Origin of the sequence: Burkholderia sp. AU28863 (assembly GCF_002223195.1) — a bacterium.
In the GTDB taxonomy this organism is placed as follows: Bacteria; Pseudomonadota; Gammaproteobacteria; order Burkholderiales; family Burkholderiaceae; genus Burkholderia; species Burkholderia sola.
Genome location: NZ_NKFE01000005.1, coordinates 1,866,560 through 1,892,122 on the forward strand (window position 1 = coordinate 1,866,560; position 25,563 = coordinate 1,892,122).

At 68.1% G+C, this 25,563-nt stretch carries 23 protein-coding genes; 11 read left to right on the top strand and 12 right to left on the bottom strand.

All coding sequences use genetic code 11. The features are described from left to right. Positions 1–57: 57 nt before the first annotated feature. Positions 58–768 (bottom strand): response regulator, encoded by a 711-nt coding sequence (locus tag CFB81_RS25000; protein ID WP_006498855.1) that lies wholly within the window; start codon positions 766–768, stop codon positions 58–60. A gap of 219 nt (positions 769–987) precedes the next feature. Between CFB81_RS25000 and CFB81_RS25005 the strand changes: the two genes are divergently transcribed. Together CFB81_RS25005 and CFB81_RS25010 are read left to right on the top strand one after the other, a co-directional pair. Then, positions 988–1,902, top strand: a complete 915-nt coding sequence (locus CFB81_RS25005; RefSeq protein WP_069617344.1) for a glutaminase — start codon at positions 988–990, stop codon at positions 1,900–1,902. Positions 1,903–1,991: 89 nt separating this feature from the next. Then, a complete protein-coding gene (locus CFB81_RS25010; RefSeq protein ID WP_089436864.1) occupies positions 1,992–2,366 on the top strand; it encodes a cytochrome c in 375 nt (124 codons plus the stop codon). Between the two features lie 96 nt (positions 2,367–2,462). Here the strand turns inward: CFB81_RS25010 and CFB81_RS25015 are convergent, their stop codons facing one another. Then, complete coding sequence (locus CFB81_RS25015; RefSeq protein WP_069617345.1) at positions 2,463–2,945, bottom strand: cupin domain-containing protein; 483 nt, start codon at positions 2,943–2,945, stop codon at positions 2,463–2,465. A 231-nt stretch (positions 2,946–3,176) separates the two neighbouring features. On the opposite strand from CFB81_RS25015, the gene CFB81_RS25020 reads away from it, so the two are divergent. Further along, complete coding sequence (locus CFB81_RS25020) at positions 3,177–3,830, top strand: isochorismatase family cysteine hydrolase (protein WP_089436865.1); 654 nt, start codon at positions 3,177–3,179, stop codon at positions 3,828–3,830. A 48-nt stretch (positions 3,831–3,878) separates the two neighbouring features. Here CFB81_RS25020 and CFB81_RS25025 read toward each other — a convergent pair whose 3' ends face one another. After that, positions 3,879–4,556, bottom strand: coding sequence for a TetR/AcrR family transcriptional regulator (locus tag CFB81_RS25025; protein WP_089436866.1), 678 nt, complete (start codon positions 4,554–4,556; stop codon positions 3,879–3,881). A 146-nt stretch (positions 4,557–4,702) separates the two neighbouring features. Between CFB81_RS25025 and CFB81_RS25030 the strand changes: the two genes are divergently transcribed. Then, positions 4,703–6,232: an FAD-dependent monooxygenase gene (locus CFB81_RS25030; protein ID WP_089436867.1), complete on the top strand. Its 1,530-nt coding sequence runs from the start codon at positions 4,703–4,705 to the stop codon at positions 6,230–6,232. 138 nt (positions 6,233–6,370) lie between these two features. Here the strand turns inward: CFB81_RS25030 and CFB81_RS25035 are convergent, their stop codons facing one another. The 3 genes from CFB81_RS25035 to CFB81_RS25045 all read right to left on the bottom strand — a co-directional run bounded on the left by CFB81_RS25035 (position 6,371) and on the right by CFB81_RS25045 (position 9,310). Further along, positions 6,371–7,102 (bottom strand): ribonuclease T2, encoded by a 732-nt coding sequence (locus CFB81_RS25035; RefSeq protein WP_089436868.1) that lies wholly within the window; start codon positions 7,100–7,102, stop codon positions 6,371–6,373. A 126-nt stretch (positions 7,103–7,228) separates the two neighbouring features. Further along, the gene (locus tag CFB81_RS25040) at positions 7,229–7,813 is read right to left on the bottom strand and encodes a hypothetical protein (protein WP_089436869.1); all 585 of its coding nucleotides are present in this window, start codon (positions 7,811–7,813) and stop codon (positions 7,229–7,231) included. A 93-nt stretch (positions 7,814–7,906) separates the two neighbouring features. Next, a complete protein-coding gene (locus CFB81_RS25045; protein WP_089436870.1) occupies positions 7,907–9,310 on the bottom strand; it encodes an HdeD family acid-resistance protein in 1,404 nt (467 codons plus the stop codon). Positions 9,311–9,571: 261 nt separating this feature from the next. Between CFB81_RS25045 and CFB81_RS25050 the strand changes: the two genes are divergently transcribed. The 6 genes from CFB81_RS25050 (at position 9,572) to CFB81_RS25075 (ending at position 16,504) form a co-directional block, all read left to right on the top strand. Beyond that, positions 9,572–10,210, top strand: coding sequence for a hypothetical protein (locus tag CFB81_RS25050; protein ID WP_089436871.1), 639 nt, complete (start codon positions 9,572–9,574; stop codon positions 10,208–10,210). A 45-nt stretch (positions 10,211–10,255) separates the two neighbouring features. After that, the gene (locus tag CFB81_RS25055) at positions 10,256–10,822 is read left to right on the top strand and encodes a helix-turn-helix transcriptional regulator (RefSeq protein ID WP_089436872.1); all 567 of its coding nucleotides are present in this window, start codon (positions 10,256–10,258) and stop codon (positions 10,820–10,822) included. Between the two features lie 79 nt (positions 10,823–10,901). Next, complete coding sequence (locus CFB81_RS25060) at positions 10,902–11,483, top strand: HD family hydrolase (protein ID WP_089436873.1); 582 nt, start codon at positions 10,902–10,904, stop codon at positions 11,481–11,483. A 402-nt stretch (positions 11,484–11,885) separates the two neighbouring features. Beyond that, the gene (gene macA, locus CFB81_RS25065; RefSeq protein WP_069617488.1) at positions 11,886–13,067 is read left to right on the top strand and encodes a macrolide transporter subunit MacA; all 1,182 of its coding nucleotides are present in this window, start codon (positions 11,886–11,888) and stop codon (positions 13,065–13,067) included. A 2-nt stretch (positions 13,068–13,069) separates the two neighbouring features. Beyond that, positions 13,070–15,118 carry a MacB family efflux pump subunit gene (locus CFB81_RS25070; protein ID WP_089436874.1) on the top strand — a complete coding sequence of 683 codons (2,049 nt, stop codon included), beginning with the start codon at positions 13,070–13,072 and terminating at the stop codon, positions 15,116–15,118. A gap of 6 nt (positions 15,119–15,124) precedes the next feature. Continuing rightward, entirely contained in the window at positions 15,125–16,504 is a 1,380-nt protein-coding gene (locus tag CFB81_RS25075) for an efflux transporter outer membrane subunit (protein WP_089436875.1), read from the top strand. A 42-nt stretch (positions 16,505–16,546) separates the two neighbouring features. Here CFB81_RS25075 and CFB81_RS25080 read toward each other — a convergent pair whose 3' ends face one another. After that, the gene (locus CFB81_RS25080) at positions 16,547–18,085 is read right to left on the bottom strand and encodes an MFS transporter (protein WP_089436876.1); all 1,539 of its coding nucleotides are present in this window, start codon (positions 18,083–18,085) and stop codon (positions 16,547–16,549) included. A 178-nt stretch (positions 18,086–18,263) separates the two neighbouring features. On the opposite strand from CFB81_RS25080, the gene CFB81_RS25085 reads away from it, so the two are divergent. Beyond that, positions 18,264–19,184, top strand: a complete 921-nt coding sequence (locus tag CFB81_RS25085) for a LysR family transcriptional regulator (protein ID WP_069617358.1) — start codon at positions 18,264–18,266, stop codon at positions 19,182–19,184. Between the two features lie 51 nt (positions 19,185–19,235). Here CFB81_RS25085 and CFB81_RS25090 read toward each other — a convergent pair whose 3' ends face one another. From CFB81_RS25090 to CFB81_RS25110, 5 genes are all read right to left on the bottom strand, one after another. Then, entirely contained in the window at positions 19,236–20,375 is a 1,140-nt protein-coding gene (locus CFB81_RS25090; protein ID WP_069617359.1) for an enoyl-CoA hydratase/isomerase family protein, read from the bottom strand. Further along, positions 20,372–21,166 carry an enoyl-CoA hydratase gene (locus CFB81_RS25095; RefSeq protein ID WP_089436877.1) on the bottom strand — a complete coding sequence of 265 codons (795 nt, stop codon included), beginning with the start codon at positions 21,164–21,166 and terminating at the stop codon, positions 20,372–20,374. The genes CFB81_RS25090 and CFB81_RS25095 overlap by 4 nt, the downstream gene beginning before the upstream one ends. After that, entirely contained in the window at positions 21,163–22,065 is a 903-nt protein-coding gene (mmsB, locus tag CFB81_RS25100; RefSeq protein ID WP_069617361.1) for a 3-hydroxyisobutyrate dehydrogenase, read from the bottom strand. Before mmsB ends, CFB81_RS25095 begins: the two co-directional genes overlap by 4 nt. 18 nt (positions 22,066–22,083) lie before the next feature. Continuing rightward, complete coding sequence (locus CFB81_RS25105) at positions 22,084–23,613, bottom strand: CoA-acylating methylmalonate-semialdehyde dehydrogenase (protein ID WP_089436878.1); 1,530 nt, start codon at positions 23,611–23,613, stop codon at positions 22,084–22,086. 114 nt (positions 23,614–23,727) lie between these two features. Continuing rightward, complete coding sequence (locus tag CFB81_RS25110; RefSeq protein WP_089436879.1) at positions 23,728–25,434, bottom strand: AMP-binding protein; 1,707 nt, start codon at positions 25,432–25,434, stop codon at positions 23,728–23,730. Positions 25,435–25,563 lie beyond the last annotated feature (129 nt).

Genomic DNA, 25,563 nt, shown 5'->3' on the forward strand with positions numbered 1-25,563 from the left:
CCCGGCCGGCGGGCGGAATGCCCGCGCGGAACGTGACGGCGTCGCGCGACGGCGGCGTCATTCCCACGCGTGCTTGCTGAATTGATAACCCTTGCTGCGGATCGTCTTGATCCGCTGCGGGTTGCTCGCGTCGTCGCGCAGCTTGCGGCGCAGCTTCGAGATGCGCCCGTCGATCGTGCGGTCGAGGCCGTCGAATTCGACGCCGCGCAGCTGCAGCATCAGATCATCGCGGCTGACGACTTCGCCCGCGTGGCACACGAGCGCCCACAGCAGGTCGAATTCGGCCGACGTCAGATCGGGCGTGCTGCCGTCGGGCAGCACGACGGTGCGGTCGGTGCGGTCGATCGAGAACTTGCCGAACGCGTAGCGCTCCGGCTGCGGCGCGGTGCTCTCGGCCGCGCGCGCGGGCGCGCGGCGCAGTTGCGCCTTGATCCGCGCGAGCAGGATGCGCGGCTCGACCGGCTTGTGCACGTAGTCGTCCGCGCCGAATTCGAGGCCGAGCAGCTCGTCGAACGGTTCGTCGCGCGCCGTCACCATGATGATCACGCCGTCGTACTGCTTGCGCGCCTCGCGGCAGATTTCGAAGCCGTCCTTGCCCGGCAGGTTCACGTCGAGGATGACGAGATCGGGACGAATGGACAGGATCGCCGGCACCGCGGCATCACCATGCAGCACGGTGTCGACTTCATAGTCGTTCTTGCGCAGGTAGCCGGCGATCAGCGTGGACAAGCGGGTGTCGTCTTCGACGAGCAGGATGCGAAAAGACATGGGCGGCGGTCGGATCATCGGGGAAGCCACGGGGGCGCCGGCGGGTGCCGGACGCCGGCCCTCGGCCGAAACGTACCGCATGATACTGCGCCAGCCGCTCGCCTGTTTGCCGGTCTTGAAAATAAGGGCGCGATTCGGGCCGCGCTTGACGAATCGGCGCCGGGACGGTTCCATACGGGCTCGCCGGAATCCGGCCGTGCCTCTACCCTGCCTGACGTGATGAATTACCAATCGATTCTTGAACGCATCCACACCGAACTCGCCCCCTGGATCGGCCAGGGCCGGGTCGCCGACTACATCCCCGAACTCGCGAAAGTGCCCGCCGACAAGTTCGGGATGGCCGTCGTGACGCTCGACGGAAACGTTTACACCGTCGGCGACGCGCACGAGCGCTTCTCGATCCAGAGCATCTCGAAGCTGTTCGCGTGCACGCTCGCGTTTCAACTGCTGGGCGACGCGCTGTGGGAACGGGTGGGCCGCGAGCCGTCCGGCACCGCGTTCAATTCGCTGGTCCAGCTCGAAAGCGAGCGCGGCAAGCCGCGCAATCCGTTCATCAACGCCGGGGCGCTGGTCGTCACCGACGTGCTGTGCCGCCGCTTCGTGAAGGCCGAGACGGCGCTCGTCGAATTCGTGCGGCGGCTGATCGGCGCGAACGACATCAACTACGATTCGCGCGTCGCGACGTCGGAGCTGCAGCACGCGGAGCGCAACCGCGCGATGGCGCATTTCATGGCGAGCTTCGGCAACATGCAGATGCCGCCTGATACCGTGATCGACGCGTATTGTCGGCAGTGTGCGATCGAGATGAATTGCGTCGAGCTGGCCAGCGCCGCGCTGTTTCTCGCGAACGGCGGTGTCGCGCCGGCAACCGGCGAGCGGATCGTCGATTCGAGTTCCGCGAAGCGGCTGTCGGCGCTGATGCTGACCTGCGGCACCTATGATGCGGCCGGCGATTTCGTGTATCGGGTGGGGCTGCCGGCGAAGAGCGGCGTCGGCGGCGGGATCGTCGCGGTGCTGCCGGGGGAGATGGCCGTGTGCGTGTGGGCGCCGGGGCTGGATGCGAACGGGAACTCGCTGGCGGGCACGCTGGCGCTGGAGTGGTTGACGACTTATACGGGAAGGTCGATTTTTTGAAGGGGCGAAGTTGAGCGCGCGTCATTTGCAGCAACGGCGACAGGTAAATATCGGCGTACCCCCTGATGGCTCATACAAAAGATTAAAAGATGAAAATATTGCCGATCGCCGCACTAGGAATTTCATTGTTTTCCCAACCATCCGCAGCCTTTGCGGATAGTGACAACGGGAAAAGGATCTTCCTGGCGAGATGCGCCATGTGCCACGGAGCAGACGCCCGAGGAACGGGACCGTTGGCCAACAAAAGCCGCCCGCCCACGCCCGACCTTACGACACCCGCCTTCAAAAAACGGCTTAATGACTATCCGGGCGTCATCGTTTCATCCGTCATACTTCGCCCAAACGGAGACCTGATTCCAAAAACCTTGCGGGAAAATGGCGTAAAGCTGCCTCCACATCCATGGACGGTTAAAGATTTTCGCGATCTGAATCAATATATGACTGGATTGATTTTAAAGAAATAGCGCGCTGAACCCCCGGATATACCGGCCGAGCGATTTCATCCATTCGCCGTATCGACGGGTCGAATCCGCAGGCCGAGGCGCTCTCACGCGTACGCGTCAGTCCGGCATCCCGTCATGGTCTCCGAGCGGTCGGGTGGGCCAGTCGACCCATCGGTCCGCGCGGGTAAGTTCGTACGCTTCGTTGAGCGGGTAACGGATACGGTTGTCGTCGCGAGGACGTTCGCCGATCACCATCAACCTGACTTCATCGTTCGTATTGTTGATGAAGGTGTGACAAATTCCGGTGCCTGCCGGAAACGCGACGGAATCGCCCTCGGCAACCGGGTGAAGCACGCCGTCGATCCATACATCGGGCTTGCCTTCGAGCACGTACACAAACTCCTGCTCGGTACTTTCGGCGTGCGGATATGACGTCCGCCGTCCGGGCAGCAGCCTGACATGATGGATTCCGATACGCGTAATGCCGAGCGCGGCGGAAAGCGGCGCGTCGAGCGCCATTGGCTCGGTATCGCCGCGATAGGAGTGGGCATCCGGTTCTTCGAGTTCAGTCCAGTGCTTAATGAAATCTGGCCGGCTCATCGGGTTTTCTCCTTTAAGTTGAACGTCCATGATAGCGGCTTGCAGAAAGGACAAAACGCGTCCGCAGCGTGCAGCATTTTGGACGTCGGGCTGCAACCGACGCGAGCGACCGTTTCGCCGATCCATGTTGACGCTGGAGTCGTTGACGGCTTATACCGAGCGGTCGACTCCTGGAACGACACGCACGAAACATTCAGATGCGATTTGCCAACAGCACGGAGAACGTCATTCATGAACGAGGAAAACGCACCGGATATCGAAATGGCAACCCACTCACCCGCCACTGATGACAACGCGCGCGCTCAAAGCACGATCGACCGGATTCCCCGCATCGCGCCTTCCCAAACCGCGCTGCTCGTCATGCATTACCAGACCGACATCCTCGGCCTCTTCCCGTCGGTCGCGCCTGAACTGCTCGCCAATACGCGCCGGCTATGCGATGCCGCACGAGCGGCCGGCGTCGGCGTCTGGTTCGCGAATCTCCGGTTCAGCCCCGGTTATCCGGAAGTCAGCCCGCTGAACAAGAACGGCCAGGGCATCAAGCAGCTCGGCCTGTTCATCGACGATGCCCCGTGCCCCGAACTGGTCAGGCAGCCCGACGAACCGCTGATCCTGGCCCACCGCGCGAGCGTGTTCTTCGGCACCGATCTGCAGGCGCGTCTCATCGCACAGGGCGTCGATACGCTGATCATGGTCGGCATCGCGTCGACCGGCGTGATGCTGTCGTCGATCGCGCATGCGAGCGACGCCGATTTCCGCCTCTACACGGTCAAGGATTGCTGCTACGACCCGGACCCGGTGGTCCATGAGCATCTGTTCGCCACCGCGTTCGAATCGCGCACGACGGTCCTGTCGCTCGCGGATGCGCTGCGGCTGCTGGCGTAACGACGGACTCGTGGCACCGCCGTTCGAAACCGTCCTCCAGACGGCGGCTTACCGGGCTGCCGCCCCGATCCCCGCCAGAATGAGGTCGATGCCGGCCAGGAACTGCGCGCGCTCGTCGTGCGTGGCCAGTTGCGCCGCCACCTTATGCACGAACGGATACTGCGCCGATTCGAGCTGCGCCCACCGCTCGGCAACGGTCGCGACGATCTCCGTCGGCCCCGTCTCGCGCGGATGCAGCCGCGCGCCGGCCGCATACTGGCCGGCCAGCCCGAAGATGTAGTGCATCAGCGCCGACGCCGCGTTGAATTGCGCAGCCTCGGGCACGCCCAGCGCCTGAAGCTGACCGCCGATGCGCTCCAGGATCCGCAGCACCGCCTGCTGCCACGGCTCGCGGAACAACTGCGCACCGACCCACGGATGCGCGCTGAACGCGTCGAACAGGCGCAGCGCGATGCGCCGGAGCGCTTCGGCCGCATCACCGTCACGCTGCGTCGGCACGTCCGTCAGCGCAGCCGCGATCACTTGATCCGCGGCCGCTGCCAGCAAATCGTGCTTGTCGGCGACATGCCAGTAGATCGCGCCGCTTCCGGTCGCCAGGTGCGCGGCGAGCGCGCGAAACGTCAGCGCGCCCTCGCCTGCATGGTCGAGAATCGCGATCGCGGCCTCGACGATCCGCTCTTTCGACAGCGCGTCCGCACGCCGCTCGGTCCGTTTGCTGGTTTTCATGCGCGCTAGCTTGACACATCTGGAACATCGTTCCAACATCTCGCCGATGGAACAATGTTCCATTACTTTCCCGAAGAGTGCGCAATGCCGGCGCGTACCGCCCTTTCGACCACGCCGGGCCGCTTTGACCCAAAACCAAGCCATCGATGAATCTGTCCGTCACCCATGATGTCGTGATTGCCGGCGCTGGCCCTGTCGGCCTGTTTCTCGCGTGCGAGCTGCGCCTTGCCGGTGCAACCGTGCGGGTGGTCGAGCAAACGGACGATCCGGAATCCCCGCTGAAGCATCTCCCGTTCGGCATGCGCGGCCTGTCCGCGCCGGCGATCGACGCGCTCTACCGCCGCGGCCTGCTCGACGGCATCGCGCTGCCGGCCCGCGCAACGGACACCGCGCACTGGATGCAGCAAGCGCGTCGTCCGGCCGGCCATTTCGCCGGCATCCCGTTCTTCCACGACGACATCGATGCGTCGCAGTGGCCGTACCATCTGCCCGGCCCGGCCGGCACGCACCTGGCGACCGACATCGCGCGAATCGAATCCGTGCTGACCGCCCGTGCGCACGCAACGGGCGTCGAGATTCGGCGCGGTCTGATCGTCGAGGGTTTCGACCAGTCGGACGATGGCGTCATGCTGCACGCAGGCGGCGAGACATTCCACGCACGCTGGCTCGTCGGCTGCGACGGCGGCCGCAGCGCGGTCCGCAAGGCCGGCGGCTTCGCGTTCGCCGGCACCGACGCCGAGTTCACCGGCTACTCGATCGAAGCCGAGCTCGCCGATCCGGGCGCGCTGCTGCCGGGCCGTCACACCACGTCGGCCGGCATGTACACGTACACGCCGCCCGGGACCGTCGCGCTCGTCGAGTTCGACGGCGGCGCGTTCCACCGGAGCGGGCCGATCACGCTCGAGCATGCGCAGGCCGTGCTGCGCCGCGTGTCCGGCACCAGCGTCACGTTGACCGCGCTGCGGCTCGCCACCACGTGGACCGATCGCGCGTACCAGGCATCGACGTACCGCGACGGCCGCGTGCTGCTCGCGGGCGATGCCGCGCACATCCATTCGCCGCTCGGCGGCCAGGGGCTCAATCTCGGGCTCGGCGATGCGATGAATCTCGGCTGGAAGCTGGCCGCGACGATTCGCGGCGACGCGCCGCCGGGCCTGCTCGACAGCTACACGGACGAACGACATCCAGTGGGCGCGCGCGTGCTCGACTGGTCGCGTGCGCAGGTCGCGCTGATGCGGCCGTCGCCGGGTTCGCGCGCACTCGCGGCGATCATGCGCGATCTCGTCGACACGCGCGACGGCGCGACGTACTTCGCCGAACGTTTGTGGGGCGTGTCGCTCGCGTACGATTCCGGCAGCGGCCATCCACTCGTGGGCCGCGGCGTTCCCGACTTCGAACTGGTCGACGGCACGCGGCTCGGCGAACACGTCAGGCACGGCAAGGGCGTGCTGCTGGACTTCGATGCGAACCAGCCGCTTCGGGCCGTGGCAGGCCGCTGGCGCGACCGCATCGCCTATATCGCGAGCGACGCGAAAGACCGGCTCGGATTGCGCGCGGTACTCGTGCGCCCGGACGGTTTCGTCGCGTGGGCTTGCGGCGACGATGCGGACGTGGACGTCGACGCCGCCACGCAGGCGGTCACGCGATGGTTCGGCGCGCCTTGCGCGGCACATTGAGCGCAGCCGCCCAACGCAGGAAACGAATGTGTGTCGCCGACCGCCAAACGTGCATGCGCGCCGGCAACGGCGCGCCCGACATCCTCGAGTGCCCACAGCCCGCGACGTGCGCGATATCGCGCACGTCGGCCGCCCCCCTCACTTCGCGATAAACACCCCCGACGTCGGGCACGTGCCCTGCGTATTGCCGTCCGTCACGAGCGACGCGGCGCTCGGAAACTGCGCGGTCGCATTCGTCTTCACCGCGATCCATGCTTCGGTGAAGTAGCTCACGCCGTTCGTCTTCGTGCATTTCAGCGACACCGCGCTGCGCGTGTTGCTGCCGAACGCGCCTTCGAACGCCGACAGCAACTGGTTACGCGTGACCGTCTTGCCCGCGTTCGCCTGCAGGAACGCGTTGAACGACGTGTTGCCCAACCGGCTGATCATGCCCGACGCCTGGTTCCAGTAAGCATCGGGCGTCGCCGAATTCGAACAGGTGCCGTGCTTGAACCATTCGTGCTTGTCGAGACACGATGCGACGCCCGGCATGTACGTCGACAGCGTGTTGCGGGTCGCGCTGCTGATCGGGTACGCGTCCATGCTGCACCACTCGTGCGCGTTGTCGAGGTCGATGTCGTTCTGCGGCACGCCGCAGTAGAACGGCTGGTTCCCGTCGTAGCGGTTCGGCCACAGCCCGTGCAGCGACAGGCTCGTCGCCGCATACGAGCCGGCGAGGTTCGTGCATTCCGGTGTGTCGTGCGACGCGCAGAAGCCGGGCTCCCACGACGCGGCGAGCAACAGGTAGTCGTAGCTGGTCTGGGCGGCGGCGTGCAGTGAAACGGAAGCGACGGCGAGTGCGGCAGCGGCGCGGGCGAGCGTCTTGAGCATGGCGTGTTTCCTCGGAAAAGGCTTGCGGTCGCGGGATGCGCCGCAAGATTGTCGAATGTCTGCCCGCGATTGTTGCCGCCGCAACGTGGCACGAATGTGAAGGTGCACGAAAGAATTCGCGATCGCTCAGGTGCCGAGCTGCGTGCACGCCCGTGCCGACGCTTCGGGGCCTTCGAGCGAGAGAATCTGCCACACGCCGACGCTGACGCGCCGGCGCGCGGCCGTCGACGGATCGGCCAGCAACGCCTCGACACGCGGTGCGGCATCGGGCGCCTTCTGCTGCAGCGCAGCGTGGTGCCGCGCACGCGCCGCCGGTTCCGGCTCGTACACGTCGCACAGGCGCACCATGCCGGCGAGGCCGGCCAGCGTATCGTCCTTGTCGATCGCGGCCGGCTCGACGGGCACGAGCCCGTCGCGCTCCGCGGGCGGCAGCTTGTTGCGCGCGCCTTCGTCGATCGCCGTGGCGGAAGCCGGCGGCAGGCCGCCGATCGCCGCGACGATGCGGCTGCCGGCGGCGATCATGTCGCCCTGGCACGCGATCTTCTCGGTGGCCGCGACGTTCGAGCAGAACGACACCGACATCCGGTACACGTCGTTGCTCATGCGCGGCACGTCGTCCGTGCCCGCCTGCGCGAGGCCGGTACTCGCCAGCGCCAGCACCAGCGTCAGCGCGGCGGGCGTCAGGATGCGGAACGCTCTCGTCTCGTTCATCGTTGTCGTCCGTGGGTTTTTATGGCGGGCAATCTCGCCGGGCCGCACGGTGGCGCCCCTTGTGATACCGGGCCCTCATCCGGCGCCACGCGTTCATTTCATCGATGCTGCCTCCGATCCGCCGGGCGACAGCGCCGCACTGTCCTGCTCGCGCCACGCGCGGCGCGACGCCATGATCGCGCTCACCGCCGAGCGCGCGACCTTCCACCACGCGAACGGACGCGGATCGGCGAGCATGCTGAGCGCGCGCGCATAGTCGAGCGTGAGCCCGGGCGTCCACGCCATCGTCACCGCGCGCTTGCGGATCTGCGCGGCCACCCACAGCTCGGGCGTGAGCAGCAGCCGCACGAATGCGCCCCACCCGGCCCGCTCGCCCTTCAACCGCCACACTGCGCCGTCGAGCGCGGCCTCGAGCGCATTCGACACGGTGCTCGAGCAGTTGCGGTGCGTGAGGTTGTACGTCGTGTTCTGCCGGTACGACGACCAGAACGCGTCGAGCTTGGCCGGATCGTAGTTGCGGATGCGCACGCGCACGGTCGACGGGCACCACGCCTTCGACTCGGTCGCATAGTCGGGCTGGAACAGGCCGGGCACGTCGTTCTCGCGCGTTGCGCGCAGGATGCGCGTGAACTCGTCCGGAGAACGATCGATTTCGACACCCGGATACAGGCTGATGTAGATGCCCTCCGGCGACTCCAGCGCCGCATGCCCGGTCGAGATCACGCCGTTGACGTCCACCGCCGCGATGTAGCGGTCGATCACCGGATAGCGCTGCGCTTCGGCCTTCGACGTGCCGGTCGGTGTCCATACGTGCACGGTGAGCGCGCGCTCGCCGTCGGCCGGCGGGCCGTCCCATTCGGATTGGGCGAACTGCGGCAGGCCCTGCGCATCGTCGAGATCCGGCGCGAGAGCCGGCGCGGGCGACGTCGCGAACGCCGGGTTGCGCGTCAGCCGCCGCACGCGCGCGGCGAGGCTCAGCATGTGCATGCCGCCGAACATCAGCAGCAGGCCGAGGCAGTACGGCACGGTGCCCGCGTAGTGCGTCGGGTACGGCTGAAAGAAGAAGATCGCCAGCAGGATCTCGACGACGCCCCACGAGAACGCGACGTGCCAGCGGCGATAGCGCACCATCCATGCGGACGTGCACTGCAGCAGCCCGTCGACGAGAAACAGCGTGCCGAAGATCATCGACAGCAGGAAGTGGCCGTGATGATGGCCGGCAAACACGAGCCCTGCGGCCACCACGACCGCGATGCCCTTCACGTAGCGCAGGATGCGCTGCCCGCCGACACCGCTGCCGGCCACCGCGAGCGTCGCGAGCCCTTCGATCAGGAACAGCCACGCGAACAGCTCGATCGGGAAATGCAGTGCGCCGTCGAGCGCATCGACGAAAATGCCGATACCCGCGACGACCCACAGCCAGCCGAGCACGGTCAGCCCGCGCCAGCGGGTTCGCAGATATTCGATGCCCAGCAGCAGCAACACCAGTCGTACCATTGCGCCCTCGTATCTTTTTGGGAAACGCGCGGCCTCGCGTTCCCTGTCGTGTCGGCCGGCACGCGCCGCTCTGGCCGAATAATAAGATATGGCGGAGCCGGTTGAAAGCGTCGCGGAAACGTTTTCGATGGAGCGAGGACGGGCGCGGCTGCCCGCTGCCGCGGCAGGGTTCGGGTTCGACAACGTGCGGCGGATACGCGAGAATCCGGCTTCCGAGGGCGAAAGCCACCCAACCGAACCGCACAGACGGGACAACAAGAAATGAGCCTATCCATCACGCGCCGGCGCCTGCTGGCCGCCGGCGTCGCCGCGAGCAGCGTTGCGCTGTCGGGCTGTTTCACGCCGAAGCTGTACAAGAACGACGCGTACAGCGAACACGTATCCGCATTCATGATGACCGAAGACGGCAAGAAACTGGTCGTCCTCGGCACGCGCTACCATTACATCTTCGATCTGCCGGCCCGATTGCGGCCCGTCCTGCTGTCCGGCTACCGGAAATCGGTACGCACGACATTCGCGGATTTTCACGCGAGCGGCGGCAGCGTCACCGGGCATTACCGGATCGTGCTGCCGAAAGACGCATCGGACGACGATCGACGAGCCGCCTCCGCCGACGGCTTCGCCAGCGAGCCGGCCGGCCTCGTGCTCGAAGGTGACATCGACGGCAAGCGCTACTCGACGGAAGGCTTCGTCGAGAAGGACAACGCGGCCGCGCAACCCTTCAACCGCCCGTACTCGGTCTACATCGTGGAATCGCCGTCCGTCGTCGGCATGGGTATGCGGATTCTCGCCACGCCGATCACGGTGGCCGCCGACGGCGTACTCGTGCTGGGCGGCATCGTGCTCGTGCCGTTCGCGGCAATCGCAATCCAGGCAAGCGGCGGCATCCGGATCATGTAACGGCGCGGTAACGACGCGCCCGGCACGACCAACAGGAGCATCGCCATGACCGCCTCACCGCTTCACGCGTCCTCGCTCGGCCCGCAACTGAAGCGCTGGCGCGCGCTGCACCGCGTGAAGCAAAGCCATGCGGCCGAACTGTTCGGCGTCGCGCAATCGACGATTTCGCGCTGGGAGGCCGGCCTCCAGCAAATGTCGCCCGACGAGCGCGCGACGGCCGAACGGCTGCTCGCCGCGCGCATCGATTCGGCGGGCGACCGCGCGCTCGCGCGGCTGATCGCCGGCAGCGCGGGCCGCATGCATCTCGTCTGCGACCTCACGCACCGCCTGCTTGCCGGCTCGCCGGCGCGCGCGGCCGAGTTCTCGCAGCCGCTTTCGATGCTGCTCGGCACGTCGCTGTGGCGCTACGCGACGCCGGAAATCGTCCGCATGGAAGCGGCGCTCGACCCGCTCGGCTGGCACGATCGCGCGGGGCCGCCGAGCGTCGAATTCGACACCGGTGCGAATGCGTCGCGCATCGTGCCGATTCGCGGCAGCCGGTGCCGATGGACGCGGATGACGCTATCGGACGGCTCGGCCGTGCGGCTCGTGGAAACGCTCGACGCCCGCTGACGCGCCGCGCATATTTCATGCGTGGACGACGCGCGGCCGGCCCGCGTACGCTTGACGGCTCATCGCAAGGACTCCGACCATGAATTCCGACACGATCCACGCGCGGCTCGATTTCCTGCGCGAAGCCGAACGCCTGAAGAACGTGCTGCGCAGCGGCTACACGTCGGCCGGACGCCCGGAAAGCACGGCCGAGCACAGCTGGCGACTATGCCTGATGGCGCTCGCGTTCGCCGACGCGTTGCGCGGCGTCGACACGCTGAAGCTGCTGAAGCTGTGCGTCGTCCACGACCTCGGCGAGGCGCTGCACGGCGACATCCCCGCGATCGAGCAAGCCGCCCACCCCGACAAGAGCGCACACGAACGCGACGATCTGCTGACGCTGACCGCGTCGCTCGACCGCACGCTGCGCGACGAGATCGTCGCGCTGTGGGACGAATACGAGGCGGCCGCGTCGCCGGAGGCCCGCGCGGCGAAGGCGTTCGACAAGCTCGAAACGATCCTGCAGCACAACCAGGGCAGCAATCCGCCCGATTTCGACTATGCGTTCAACCTCGGCTACGGCCGGCGCTACACCGACGCCGCGCCGCTGTTCAGCGCGATCCGCGAGATCGTCGACGCCGATACGCAGCGCAGGATCGATGCGGGCGGACATCGCGCGTAAGCACGCGGCATCGGCCGACTTTCACGCTCGCGCACCGGGACGAATGGGCATCGACGCCGGAGCAGGTCGACACGCTGACCGCGCTCGATGAGGAACGCGACCGGCCAATGACGACGATCTTCGCCGCGCGGCGGTAACGCCGGGCGCCGCCTTTTCACAGATCGCAACAATTGCGCGGTCTGGCCGACCGCATGGGTACGGCATCCGCACAATTCAGCACAATTTCCACACGATGCGGCGCGAATTCGTCGCTTACCATGAGCGCCTGATTCGATTCGGCACGCCTGCGCGACGCGTACGCGGCTTCCGTCGCGGGCAACACGCCCGACATGCGACGTCGACCGGATCGTTCCGTTCGGCCGCACGCATCGCCGGCGCCGGCTTCATCCTCGCTGCATGCTCATGACCCAGAAGACCCATCGCCGCCGGCGCCTCGTGCTGGCTACCCTTGCCGTCGTCGCGATCGCCGCCGGCCTCACGCTGAAGGCCTGCGCGCCCGCCAAGCCTCCGCAATACCTGTCCGCGCCCGTCACGCGCGGCGATCTCGAGAACGCGGTGCTCGCGACCGGCGCGCTGCAGGCGTTCAGGCAGGTCGACGTCGGCGCGCAGGTGTCGGGGCAGTTGAAGACGCTGAAGGTCAAGCTCGGCGACAAGGTCACGAAAGGTCAATGGCTCGCCGAGATCGATCCCGTGATCTCCGAAAACGCGCTGCGCCAGGCGCGCGCCAGCGAAGAAAGCCTGCGCGCGCAGCAGCAATCGGCGGCGGCACAGCTGACGCAGGCCGAACTCGCGTTCCGCCGCCAGCAGGCGATGCTGCCCGACGACGCGACGTCGCGCGAATCGTTCGAGGCCGCGAAGGCGACGCTCGACGTGCAGCGCGCGACCCTCGCGTCGCTCGCCGCGCAGATCCGTTCGGCCCGCATCCAGATCGAGACCGCCCAGGCCAACCTCGGCTACACGCGCATCGTCGCGCCGATCGACGGGGAGGTCGTCGCGATCGTCACGCAGGAAGGCCAGACCGTGATCGCGCAGCAGCAGGCGCCGGTGATTCTGAAACTCGCGAATCTCGACACGATGACCGTGAAGGCGCAGGTGTCGGAGGCCGACGTGATTCGCGTGAGCGCCGGCCAGACCGCGTATTTCACGAGCCTCGGCGAACCGGACAAGCGGCACTACGGCAAGCTGCGCGCGATCGAACCGGCGCCGCAGAACTACGCCGACGTGCAAAGCCCGCTCGGCGGCGGTGCGAAGCCGAACGCCGCCGTGTTCTACAACGCGTTGTTCGACGTGCCGAATCCCGAGCACCGGCTGCGCATCGCGATGACCGCGCAGGTCAACATCGTGCTCGGCGACGCGCGCAACGCGCTGATCATCCCGGCCGCCGCGCTCGGCGAAAAGCGCAAGGACGGCACCGTCGCGGTACGCGTGCTGCGCGCCGACGGCAGCACGGAAACGCGCCATGTCCGCATCGGCATCAACAACAACGTGCGCGTCGAAGTGCTGGCCGGCCTGAAGGACGGCGAGCGCGTGGTGATCGGCGAAGCATCGGCGGACGAACGCGCACCGCTGGCGGACGTGGTGTAACGATGCGCCAGCCCCTGCTCAAGCTCGCGGCCGTCACGCGGCGATTTCCCGCCGGCGACAAGGACGTCGTCGTCCTGAACAACGTCAACCTGTCGATCGACGCGGGCGAGATCGTCGCGATCGTCGGCGCGTCGGGGTCCGGCAAGTCGACGTTGATGAACATCCTCGGCTGCCTCGATCATCCGAGCGAAGGCACGTACACGGTCGGCGGACGCGACACGCACATGCTCGACAGCGACGAGCTCGCGCAGTTGCGCCGCGAGCATTTCGGCTTCGTGTTCCAGCGCTATCACCTGCTGGCGCACGTCGACGCGGTCGCGAACCTCGAAATGCCGGCGATCTATGCGGGCACCCCGCGCGCCGAGCGGCACGCCCGCGCCCGCGCGTTGCTCGCGCGCCTCGGGCTCGCGGATCGCGCGCATCACCGGCCCGGGCAACTGTCCGGCGGCCAGCAGCAGCGCGTGAGCATCGCTCGCGCGCTGATGAACGGCGGCCAGGTGATCCTCGCCGATGAACCGACCGGCGCGCTCGACACGAAAAGCGGCCAGGACGTGATCCGCATCCTGCACGAACTGAACGCGCTCGGCCATACGATCGTGATCGTCACGCACGACAAGGCCGTGGCGCGCCATGCACGGCGCATCATCGAGATCAGCGACGGCGAGATCGTCGCCGACCGGCCGAACCGCCAGTACGCGGAAGCGCTCGCGGAATCCGGCGTCGCCGCGGCCGCAAAGGCCGTAACGCCCGAAACGGCAACCGGCACGCCGTCCGCACCGGCTTCCGACGATGCCCCGTCGCCCGCCGGCGCCGACACCGATCCCGCCCCGCGCGCCCGATGCTTCGCAGCCGGCACCGGCCGCTTCACCGAAGCGTGCCGGATGGCGTGGATCGCGCTCGTATCGCACCGGCTGCGCACGCTGCTGACGATGCTCGGCATCGTCATCGGCATCACGTCGGTGGTATCGATCGTCGCGGTCGGCGAAGGCGCGAAGCGCTACATGCTCGAAGAGATCGGCAGCATCGGCACCAATACGATCAGCCTCTATCCAGGCACCGACTGGGGCGACAGCCGCGCGGACGCGATCCAGACGCTCGTGCCCGCCGACGTCGCCGCGCTCGCCGAGCAGCCGTACGTCGACAGCGCGACGCCCGAAACGTCGCGCACGCTGCTGCTGCGCTACCGCAACATCGACGTCCACGCGCTCGTGAGCGGCGTCGGCGACAGCTACTTCCACGCGCGCGGGATGCGTTTCGCGCTCGGCGTCCCGTTCGACGACGATGCGGTGCGCCGCCAGGCGCAGGTCGCGGTGATCGACCAGAACACGCGCCGCAAGCTGTTCGGCGCGACGCGCAATCCGGTCGGCGAAGCGATCCTGGTCGACAACGTGCCGTGCGTCGTGATCGGCGTGACGGCCGACAAGAAAAGCGCATTCGGCAGCGTGAAGAGCCTGAACGTATGGCTGCCGTACACGACCGCGAGCGGGCGCCTGTTCGGCCAGCGCCATCTCGACAGCATCACCGTGCGCGTGCGCGACGGGCAGCCGAGCGCCGCAGCCGAAAAAAGCCTCGAGAAGCTGATGATCCAGCGCCACGGCCGCAAGGACTTCTTCACGTACAACATGGACAGCGTGGTCAAGACCGTCGAGAAAACCGGCCAGTCGCTGACGCTGCTGTTGTCGCTGATCGCGGTGATCTCGCTCGTGGTTGGCGGGATCGGCGTGATGAACATCATGCTGGTGTCGGTCACCGAGCGCACGCGCGAGATCGGCATCCGGATGGCGGTCGGCGCGCGCCAGTCCGACATCCTGCAGCAGTTCCTCGTCGAGGCCGTGCTCGTGTGCCTGCTCGGCGGCACGATCGGCATCGCGCTGTCGTTCGGGCTCGGCGCGCTGTTCTCGATGTTCGTCGCGCAATGGAAGATGGTGTTCTCGGCCGGCGCGATCGTGACCGCGTTCGTGTGCTCGACGCTCACCGGTGTGATTTTCGGGTTCATGCCCGCGCGCAACGCGTCGCGGCTCGATCCGATCGATGCGCTCGCGCGCGACTGACGAAACATGGCCATCACGCATTCCTCCCCGCTTCACCGTCTCGGCGCATTCGCGTGCGCGGCCGCGCTGCTCGCCGGCTGCGCGGGCACGCGCCACGATCCGCTGCCGGCCGTCGCGATGCCGGCGAACTGGGCCGCGCCGGTCGCGGCCGACGCGCCGGCCGCCACGCGCGACTGGTGGCGCAGCTTCGGCGATCCGCAACTCGACGCGTTGATCGACGATGCGCTGCGCGCCAACAACGATCTCGCGATCGCGGCGATCCGCGTGTATCGCGCGCAGTTGCAGGCCGGGCTCGTCGATACGAACCTGACGCCCAACGTGACGCTCGGCGCGAACGGCGCCGTGTCGCGTACGCTCGATACGCACCGGACGAGCCGCTCGAGCGGCGTCAACGGTTCGCTCAGCTACGAAATCGACCTGTGGGGCCGGCTGGCCGCGCTGCGCGATGCCGCGCACTGGGAAGCCGACGCGACGGCCGCCGATCTCGAGGCCGCGCGGCTGTCGCTGATCGGCACGACCGCGGCGCTGTACTGGCAGATCGGCTATCTGAACCGGCAGATTGCGCTCGGCGACGCGAACATCGCGTATGCGGAACGCACGCTCGCGCTGGTGCGGTCGCGCCACACGGCCGGCGCCGTGTCGGGGCTCGACCTCGCGCAGGCCGAACAGAGCCTCGCCGCGCAGCGTGCCGCGCAAACGCAGCTGATCCAGCAGCGCACCGAGAACCGCCACGCGCTCGCGATCCTGTTCGACCGGCCGCCGCAGCAGCGGGCGGCCGAACCGTCGGCGCTGCCCGACGCCCCACCGCCCGACGTGGCGGCCGGCCTGCCGGCCAGCCTGCTCGGCCGGCGCCCCGACCTGCGCGCGGCGGAATTCCGGCTGCGCGAGTCGCTCGCGCAGGTCGACGCGACGCGCACGAGCTTCTATCCGACCTTCACGCTGACCGGCAGCGCCGGCACGACGAGCACGAGCCTCGAGCGCGTGCTGGCGAACCCGGTCGGCACGCTCGGGCTCGGCCTCGCGCTGCCGTTCATCCAGTGGAACACGATGCAGTTGCAGATCAGGGTGTCGAAGTCGCAGTACGAGGAAGCGGTGGTCGGCTTCCGCCAGCGGCTCCACACCGCGCTCGCCGAAGTCGAGAATGCGCTGTCGGCGCGCGTGCAGCTCGAACGCGAAGCCGAACAGCGCGCGCTGTCGCTCGCGCAGGCGCAGCGCGCCGAACGGCTGGCCGCCGCGCGCTTCGCGGCCGGCGCGACCGCCGTGCAGCCGTGGCTCGACCAGCAGCAGGTGCTGAGGAGCGCGCAAAGCGCCAACGAACTGACACGCCTGAACCGGCTCAACAATCAGATGAAGCTGTACCGCGCGCTCGGCGGCGGGATCTCCTGACCGGCCGTCACACGCCACGCGCCGCGCGACGGTCCGGCCGCGTCATTCGCACACGGCCGCCCCGCGCCGCGCCGGCGCGAACGCCACCGCGCTCGCGGCCGCGAGCACGGCCACGCCCGCCGCGCCGTACACCATCACCCAGCCGAAGCCGTGCACGAGCGCCGCGTGCAGTGCCGCGCCGCTCGGGTCGGCGTGCGCGAGCGCCGGCGCGATCGCCTGCAGCCCGTCGGTGCGGCCCGACGCGATCTCCTGCGCGAGCCGGCGCAGCGCCACATCGCCGATCGCACCGGCCGGACCGCCCTGCAGGCTCGCGACGATCCCCGCCACCAGCACGAAGCCCATCGCCGCGATATTCAGCGCAAGCGAGATCATCCGTGCGCTCATGTCGATGCCCGACGCCATCCCGGCCCGCGCACTCGGCACCGCGCCCGTCGTCGTGTTGGTGACCGGCGTGTTGGTCAAACCGAGCCCGATGCCGGCGATCACGCAACCCGGCAGCATCGTCAGCCAGCTCGCCTGATCGGCCGCGCTGCCGAGACGCATCAGCACGAACCCGGCCGCGATCGTGAACAGGCCGCCCGGAATCACGACGCCCGGCCCGTAGCGCAGCGCGAGCCGTTCGCCGAACGGCGGCGCGATCAGCGTCGGCAGCGTGTACGCGAGCAACGCGAGGCCGGCCGTCACGCTGTCGTAGCCGAGCGCGACCTGGAACCAGATCGGCAGGTAGATCATGAACGGCCAGAAGCTGAAGTTCATCCCCATCGAGCCGAAGATCGCGCCGGTGAACGCGCGGATCCGGAACACCGAGAAGTCGAACATCGGCCGCGCGCTGGCGCGCTCCGCGATGAAGAAGCCAATCACCGCGAGCACGGTCGCGCCGAGCACGCCGAGGCCGGCCGCGCTCGTCAGCCCGAGCTCGGCGCCTTGAGTGATGTAGAACGCGAGGCCGAGCACCGCGAGCGACAGCGTGACGATGCCCGCGACGTCGAGCGTGCTCGCATGCGGATCGCGCGATTCCTGCACCGCGCCGCCGATCAGCACGAGCGCGACGGCCGCGAGCGGCGCATGGACGAGGAACACCCACGGCCAGCTCGCCAGCGCGACGATCGCGCCGCCGACGATCGGCCCGAACCCGAGCCCGATGCCGAACACGATCCCCCAGATCCCGAACGCGCGGCCACGCTCGCGCCCCTCGCGGAACTGGTGCGACAGCACCGCGATCTGGCAGATCAGCATCGCGCCGCCGCTCGCGCCCTGCAGCAGCCGGCCCGCGACGAGCACCGGCACGTTCGGCGCGAGCCCGCACAGCAGCGACGTCGCGCCGAACAGCACGGTGCCGATCACGTACACGCGCTTGCGGCCGAACCGGTCCGCGAGCGTGCCGGCCGCCATCAGCACCGTCGTACAGGCGATCGTGTACGCGTTCATGATCCACTGCATGCCGTTGAAATCGCCATGCAGTACGTGTTCGAGCGTCGGCAGGATCACCGGCACGCTCGATATTTCGAGGCCGAACATCAGCGACGTGAGACAGACGGCCGCGAGCGCGACCGCATTCCTGCGGGAGTCGGATAGCGTCATGCGTGTTGCGCGGCGGCCCGGCGACAGGCCGCGCGCCTCCAGGTCAGTAGGATTCGCCGCGTGCGGCCGGCAACGCACGCTGGACGGGAATCGGTACTATAGTGAGAATTTGCATCTCCATTGACGCACGCACTTCCATGCACTGGGGAATCTCCGGACCCAATCGACGCAACCCACGATGACCGACAGACTCGACGGCGTAACGACCTTCGTCCAGGTCGTGGAATCGGGCAGCTTCGCGCTGGCCGCGGAGCGGCTCGACATCACGCGCTCGGCGGTCGGCAAGGCGATCGCGCGGCTCGAGAAGCGGCTCGGCGCACGGCTGCTGCAGCGCACGACGCGCAGCCAGAGCCTGACCGACGACGGCCAGGCGTACTACGACCGCTGCGTGCGCGCACTGGCGGAGCTGGAAGCGGCGGAAGCCGATCTCGACTGCGGCCGCCACGAGGCGCGCGGCAAGCTGCGGCTGAGCGTGCCGCTCGCGTTCGGGCACCACTGCGTGACGCCGATCGTGCTCGACCTTGCGCGCACTTACCCGCACCTGCGGATCGACGTATCGATCACCGACCGCTTCGTCGATCTCGTCGAGGAAGGGATCGATCTCGCGGTGCGGATCGGCACGCTCGCGGACAGCACGAGCCTCGCGGTGCGGCGGCTCGGCACGCAATACGGCAGCCTCGGCGCGGCGCCGTCCTATCTCGCGCGCCACGGGATGCCGAAGACGCTCGACGACCTGAAGCACCACCGGACGATCGCGTATTCGCGTTCGGGCGTGGTGCAGCCGTGGTACCTGCGTGCGCCGGACGGCTCGACGGTCCACATCGACATGCCGCATCAACTGAGTTTCGACGACGTGCAGGCGATCGCCGCGGCCGGGGCGGCCGGGTTCGGGATCGCGTGGGTGCCGAGCTGGCTGCTCGACCAGTACGTGAAGCGCGGGGAGATGGTGGTCGTGCTCGATCGCTGCTTCGTCTGCGAAGGCGACATTCACGCGATCTGGCCGAAGACGCGCTACCTGCCGCGCAAGACGCGCTGCGTGATCGACGCACTCGCGCAGGCGATTCCGCCGATGATCGAACGCCCGGACGAAGCGCGCTGAGACGGGTCGAAGCCGACGCGCCGCGCGGCGCGTCGGGTCATCACGCAGAGATCACGCCGCGCCGAGATCGGCGAGCGGATGCGCGAACAGCTTCCACGGCGACGTCAGGAAATGCCGCACGCGTTCGGCGCGCAGCTCGACGAGCGACGCGGGCGCCCAGCGCGGCTTGCGATCCTTGTCGACGAGATGCGCGCGCACGCCTTCGCAGAAATCGCCTTCCTCGATCGCCCGCGCGACGATGCCAAGCTCCATCCGGAACGACTCCGCGAGCGTCATCTGCCGGCCGCGCAGCAGCGCCTCGCGCGTCACCGCGAGCATCGTCGGCGAATGGCTCGCGAGCGCATCGAGCGTCGCCTGCAGCCATTGGCGGTGCTCGCGCGCGAGTTCGTCGCGCGCCAACTCCTGTGTGAGCGTCGCGACGATCCGCTCGACGGTCGAGCGCTTGTCGAAGTGGCGGACGATCCACGGCATCTGGCTGTCGAGCGCCGCATGCGGCACCACGTTGCACGGCGGCTCGAACACCTTGCGCAGCAATGGCAGCGCGTCGCCGTCCCACTTCACGCTTTCGATGCGCGTCTCGAACGTATCGAGCCACGCGGACGGCACGCACAGGTCCGCGAGCTTCGCGCTCAGCGCGTCCGCGCCCGACAGCATCGCGCCGGTCAGCCCCACGTACAGTTCGAGTTCGACCGGCATGCGCGACAGGAAATGCGTCGCGCCCACGTCGGGCACGAGGCCGATGCGCGTTTCCGGCATCGCGATCCTGCTGCGCTCGGTCGCGACGCGCAGCGCCGCGCCCTGCGCGAGGCCCATGCCGCCGCCCATCGTCACGCCGTCCATCAGCGCGACCACCGGCTTCGGGAACGTGTGGATCGCGTAGTCGAGCCGGTATTCGTCGACGAAGAACGGCAGCCACGTTTCGCGCTGCGCGACCATCCTGTACAACGCACGCACGTCGCCACCCGCACAGAAACCCTTCTCGCCCGCGCCCCGCAGCACGACCGCGACGATCTGGTCGTCCTGGCGGCAGCGCTCGAACAGCGCCGTCAGTTCGCCGATCATCGCGTACGACAGCGCGTTGAGCGCGGCCGGCCGGTTCAGCGTGATCAGCGCCACGCGGTTCACCACGCGAAACAGCACCTCGGGCGCATGCTCCGCGAATGCATCGTGATTCGTCACCGGCGTGCTCATCGTTGCGGCTCCTCCCCATCGGTGCGCCACTGCGGCGCGCGCTTGCCCAGGAATGCCGCCACGCCTTCGCGCGGATCGGCCGTGTCGAACAGGTCGACGAAGCGTTCGCGCTCGACGGCAAGCGCCGCGCCGCGCGGCACGCCGCGGCGCGCGAGGCCGATCAGCTCCTTGCTGTAGGCGACCGCGTGCGGGCTTTGCCGCACGACGTTGCGCGCCAGCGCGAGCGCCGCATCGCGCGCGGCGCCGCTTTCGACCACGTCCTCGACGAGGCCGATCCGCAGCGCGGTGGCCGCATCGACGCGCGCGCCGGTCAGGATGATCTTCTTCGCCCAGCCTTCGCCGACGAGCCAGGGCAGCGTCTGCGTGCCGAGCCCGCACGGCAGCAGGCCGACCGACGGCTCGGGCAGCGCCATCTGCGCATGCGTCTCGGCGATCCGCAGGTCGCATGCGAGCGCGCATTCGAGTCCGCCGCCCATCGCATAGCCGTTGATCGCCGCGATCGTCACCACGCGCGCGTCGTGCAGCGCCTCGAACGCCGCGCCGAAGCGCGACGCCATCGCGCGCGCAACCGCGCGATCGCCGTCGGCGAACGTGTTGAGATCGGCGCCCGCGCTGAAGAATTTCGGGCCGTCGCCGGTAATCACCAGCGCGCGCACGCGCGGGTTCGCATTCAGTTCGGCGACGGTTTGCTGCAATTGCCGCAGCCCGTCGGCGGTAAAGGCGTTCGCGGGCGGACGCTTGAGCGTCGCGCACGCGATCGCGCCGTCGTCGACGTAGTCGAGTTCGATCATGAGGCGTCCTTCTTCGTGGCCGGTTGATACAGGCGGATCACCGCCGAGAAATCGAGCTGGCCGTCGCCGCGGCTGCTCATCGTCTGGTACAGCTGCTGCGCGAGCGCGCCGAGATAGACGGGCTGGCGCGCCTGCTTCGCCGCATCGTTCGCGAGGCCGAGGTCCTTCAGCATCAGGTCGGTGCCGAAGCCGCCCGTGTAGCCGCGCGACGACGGCGCGGTCTCGATCACGCCCGGATACGGGTTGTAGGTATCCGAACTCCAGCAGCGTCCCGTCGACGTGTTGACGATGCCGGCCAGCACCTTCGGGTCGATGCCGAGCGCGACGCCGAGCGACATCGCCTCCGACACCGCCGCCATCGAGATGCCGAGCACGAGGTTGTTGCAGACCTTCGCGACCTGCCCCATCCCCGTCGCGCCGCAGTGCACGATGTTCTTGCCCATGCCGGCGAGCACCGGCTTCACGCGCTCGAAATCCGCGTCGCTGCCGCCGACCATGAAGGTCAAGGTGCCTGCCGCCGCGCCGCCGGTGCCGCCCGACACCGGCGCATCGACGAACGCGCCGCCGTGCTCGCGCACCAGCGCGCCGAACGCCTGCGCGCTCGCCGGGTCGATCGTGCTCGAATCGATCACGGTCGCGCCCGCGCCGAGACCGGCCAGCACGCCGTTCTCGCCGGCGAGCACCGAGCGCACGTGCGGCGCGGCCGGCAGCATCGTGATCACGAACGTCGCGCCCGATGCCGCATCGCGCGGCGACGCGGCCACCTGCGCGCCGGCGTCCTGCAACGCGCGCAACGCGTCGGCGCTCAGGTCGAACGCATGCACGTCATGGCCGGCTTTCAGCAGGTTCAGCGCCATCGGCGCGCCCATGTGGCCGAGGCCGATAAATCCGATTTTCATGTTGGGTTCCTCCGCCGCTCAATGCAGCCGGATCGTCGTGTTCACCGGGCCGGCCGTCGTGTCGTCGTCGAACCAGCGCGCGGTGACCGTCTTCGTCTGCGTGTAGAACTGCACGACCTGCTTGCCGTACGGGCCGAGATCGCCGAGCTTCGAGCCGCGCGAACCGGTGAAGCTGAAGAACGGCACGGGCACCGGGATCGGGATGTTGATGCCGACCTGGCCGACGTCGATCTCGCTCTGGAACTTGCGTGCGGCCGCGCCGCTCTGCGTGAAGATGCCCACGCCGTTACCCATCGGGTTCGCATTGACGAGCGCGATCGCGTCGTCGAGCGTGTCGACTTCCATCACGACCAGCACCGGCCCGAAGATTTCATGCGTGTAGATCGACATGTCGGTTTTCACGCCGGAGAAGATCGTCGGGCCGATGAAGTTGCCTTCCTCGAAGCCCGCGACCTTCACGTCGCGGCCGTCGAGTTCGAGCTTCGCGCCTTCCTTGATGCCCATGTCGATCAGCGACAGGATCCGCGCCTTCGCCCCGCGCGACACGACCGGCCCGACGTCGGTGCCCGCTTCCGAGCCCGCGTTGACTTTCAGCGTCTTCGCCTTCGCGACGAGATCGGGCAGCCATTCGCGCGCGTTGCCGACGAGCACCGCGACGGAAGTCGCCATGCAGCGCTGGCCGGCCGCGCCGAAGCCCGCGCCGACGAGCGCGTTGATCGCCTGCTCGCGGTTCGCGTCGGGCAGCACGATCGCGTGGTTCTTCGCGCCCATCATCGACTGCACGCGCTTGCCGTGCTGGCTGCCGAGGTTGTACACGTGGGTGCCGACGGCCGTCGAGCCGACGAACGAGATCGCCTTCACGAGCGGATGCGTGCAGATCGCGTCGACGACTTCCTTGCCGCCGTGCACGACGTTCAGCACGCCTTTCGGTACGCCGGCCTCGAGCGCGAGCTCGACGAGTTCCATCGTCGACATCGGGTCCTGCTCGGACGGCTTCAGCACGAACGTGTTGCCGCAGACGATCGCCATCGGGAACATCCACAGCGGAATCATCGCGGGGAAATTGAACGGCGTGATGCCCGCGCACACGCCGATCGGCTGGCGCAGCGTGTAGGTATCGACGCCGCCCGCGACGTTCTCCGCGAATTCGCCGAGCTGCAGCGTGCCGATCGAGCACGCATGCTCGACCACTTCGAGGCCGCGGAAGATATCGCCTTCGGCATCGGGAATCGTCTTGCCCTGCTCGGCCGTCAGCGTCTTCGCGATGCGCTGCTGGTTCGCGCGCACCAGGTCCTGGAACTTCAGCATGATGCGCATGCGCGCGGAAATCGGCGTGTTCTTCCATGTCGCATACGCGGCGTGCGCGGCCCGCACGGCCGCGTCGACTTCCGCGACGGTCGCGAACGGCACGCGCGCGAGCACCTGCTGCGTCGCCGGGTTGACGATGTCGCGCCACTCGCTCGTGGCGGACTCGACGAAAGCGCCGTCGATCAGCAGCTTGACCGTCGGCACGTCTTGCCCCGTACGGGGCGTCGGATTCGCGTTCATCAGTGCACTCTCCTTGCAGTGAGCCGCGTGGCGTCAGGCAACGCGCGGCCGGTTCGGTTCAGTGTGGCTGCGGATGGCGCGCCGAAAAATGCGGCGCGCGCGGCCCGCGGCCGGTCATTTCAGTTCGGCGGCGAAATCTTCTTCCCAGTATTCGCCAGGCATGCGCGCGGTCGCATCGTCACCGCGCTCGATCTCGCGGCGGCGCAGTTCGACGCGGCGGATCTTCCCCGAGATCGTCTTCGGCAGCTCCGCGAATTGCAGCCGGCGAATGCGCTTGTACGGCGCGAGCTTCTCGCGCGAGAAACGGAAAATCTCCAGCGCGAGCGCGGGGCTTTCTTCATAGCCCTGGCGCAGCGTGATGAACGTCTTCGGCACCGACAGCCGCACCGGGTCCGGGCTCGGCACGACGGCCGCTTCCGCGATCGCCGGATGCTCGATCAGCACGCTCTCGAGTTCGAACGGGCTCAGCCGGTAGTCGGACGACTTGAACACGTCGTCCGCGCGGCCGATGTACACGTAATAGCCGTCGTCGCGACGCATCGCGATGTCCGACGTGCGGTAGTGGCCGTCGCGCATCGCGTGGGCCGTCGCGTCGGGATGGTTCGCATAGCCTTTCATCAGCCCGACCGGGCGCGTGACGTCGTCGCCGATCGGCAGCGCGACTTCGCCTTCGGTCACCGGCGCGCCGTCCGGGTCGAGCAGCGCGATCCGGTAGCCGGGCAGCGGCCGGCCCATCGAGCCCGCGACCACCGGCTCGCCCGGCGAGTTGCCGATCAGGCAGGTCGTCTCGGTCTGGCCGTAACCATCGCGAATCGAGATGTTCCATGCCTTCTTCACGCGCTCGATGATCTCGGGATTCAGCGGCTCGCCCGCGCCGACGATCTCGCGCAGCTTCACGTCGAACGACGCGAGCGGCTGCTGCACGAGCATGCGCCACACGGTCGGCGGCGCGCACAGCGTCGTCACCCGGTACTTGACGAGCGCATCGAGCACGACCTTCGGTTCGAAGCGCGCATAGTTGAACGCGAACACGCACGCCTGTGCATTCCACGGCGCGAAGAAGCAGCTCCACGCGTGCTTCGCCCAGCCCGGGGAGCTGATGTTCCAGTGGATGTCGCCCGGCTGCAGGCCGACCCAGTACATCGTCGACAGATGACCGACCGGATAGGTGCGGTGCGTATGCTCGACGAGCTTCGGCTTCGACGTCGTGCCCGACGTGAAGTACAGCAGCATCGGATCGTTCGCGTGCGTGACGGCGTCCGGCTCGAACGCGGCGCTCGCCGCATAGCCGTCGTTCATCGCGAGCCAGCCCGCGCGCGGCGCGCCGGCGACGATCTTCTGCTTGAGGCCGAGCCCGGCCTGCTCGAACTTCGCGGTTTCGTGCTCGTCGACGATCGCATAGGTCGCGCCGCCGATCTGCACGCGGTCGCGCACGTCGTCGGGCGACAGTTGCGTGGTGGCGGGCAGCACGATCGCGCCGAGCTTCATCGCGGCCAGCATCGCGTCCCACAGCTCGACACGGTTCGGCAGCATCAGCAGAATGCGGTCGCCGCGTACGACGCCGATCGAACGCAGCCAGTTCGCGATCCGCGACGAACGCTCGGACATCTGCGCGAACGAGTACGGATCGCCGGTCCCGGTCGCCGCGTCGACGATCCACAGCGCCGGCTGGTCGTTGCCGCGCGCCATCGGGTCGAAGTAGTCGAGCGCCCAGTTGAACGCATCGAGCACCGGCCATTCGAAATCGCGGTACGCGGTGTCGTAGTCGGTGCGATGGCGCAGCAGAAAGTCGCGTGCGTCCAGGAATGCCTGTACCGTCATGTGTCGTCTCCGTCCAGTCTCCATGCCCAGCGGTCAACCGGCGCAGGTGCCGCAGCACCTGCGCCGTTCCGTGTTGCACGGCGCACGGTCACGTCGTTGCGTGCCGCGTTCGCCGCGCTGCCCTCGTGC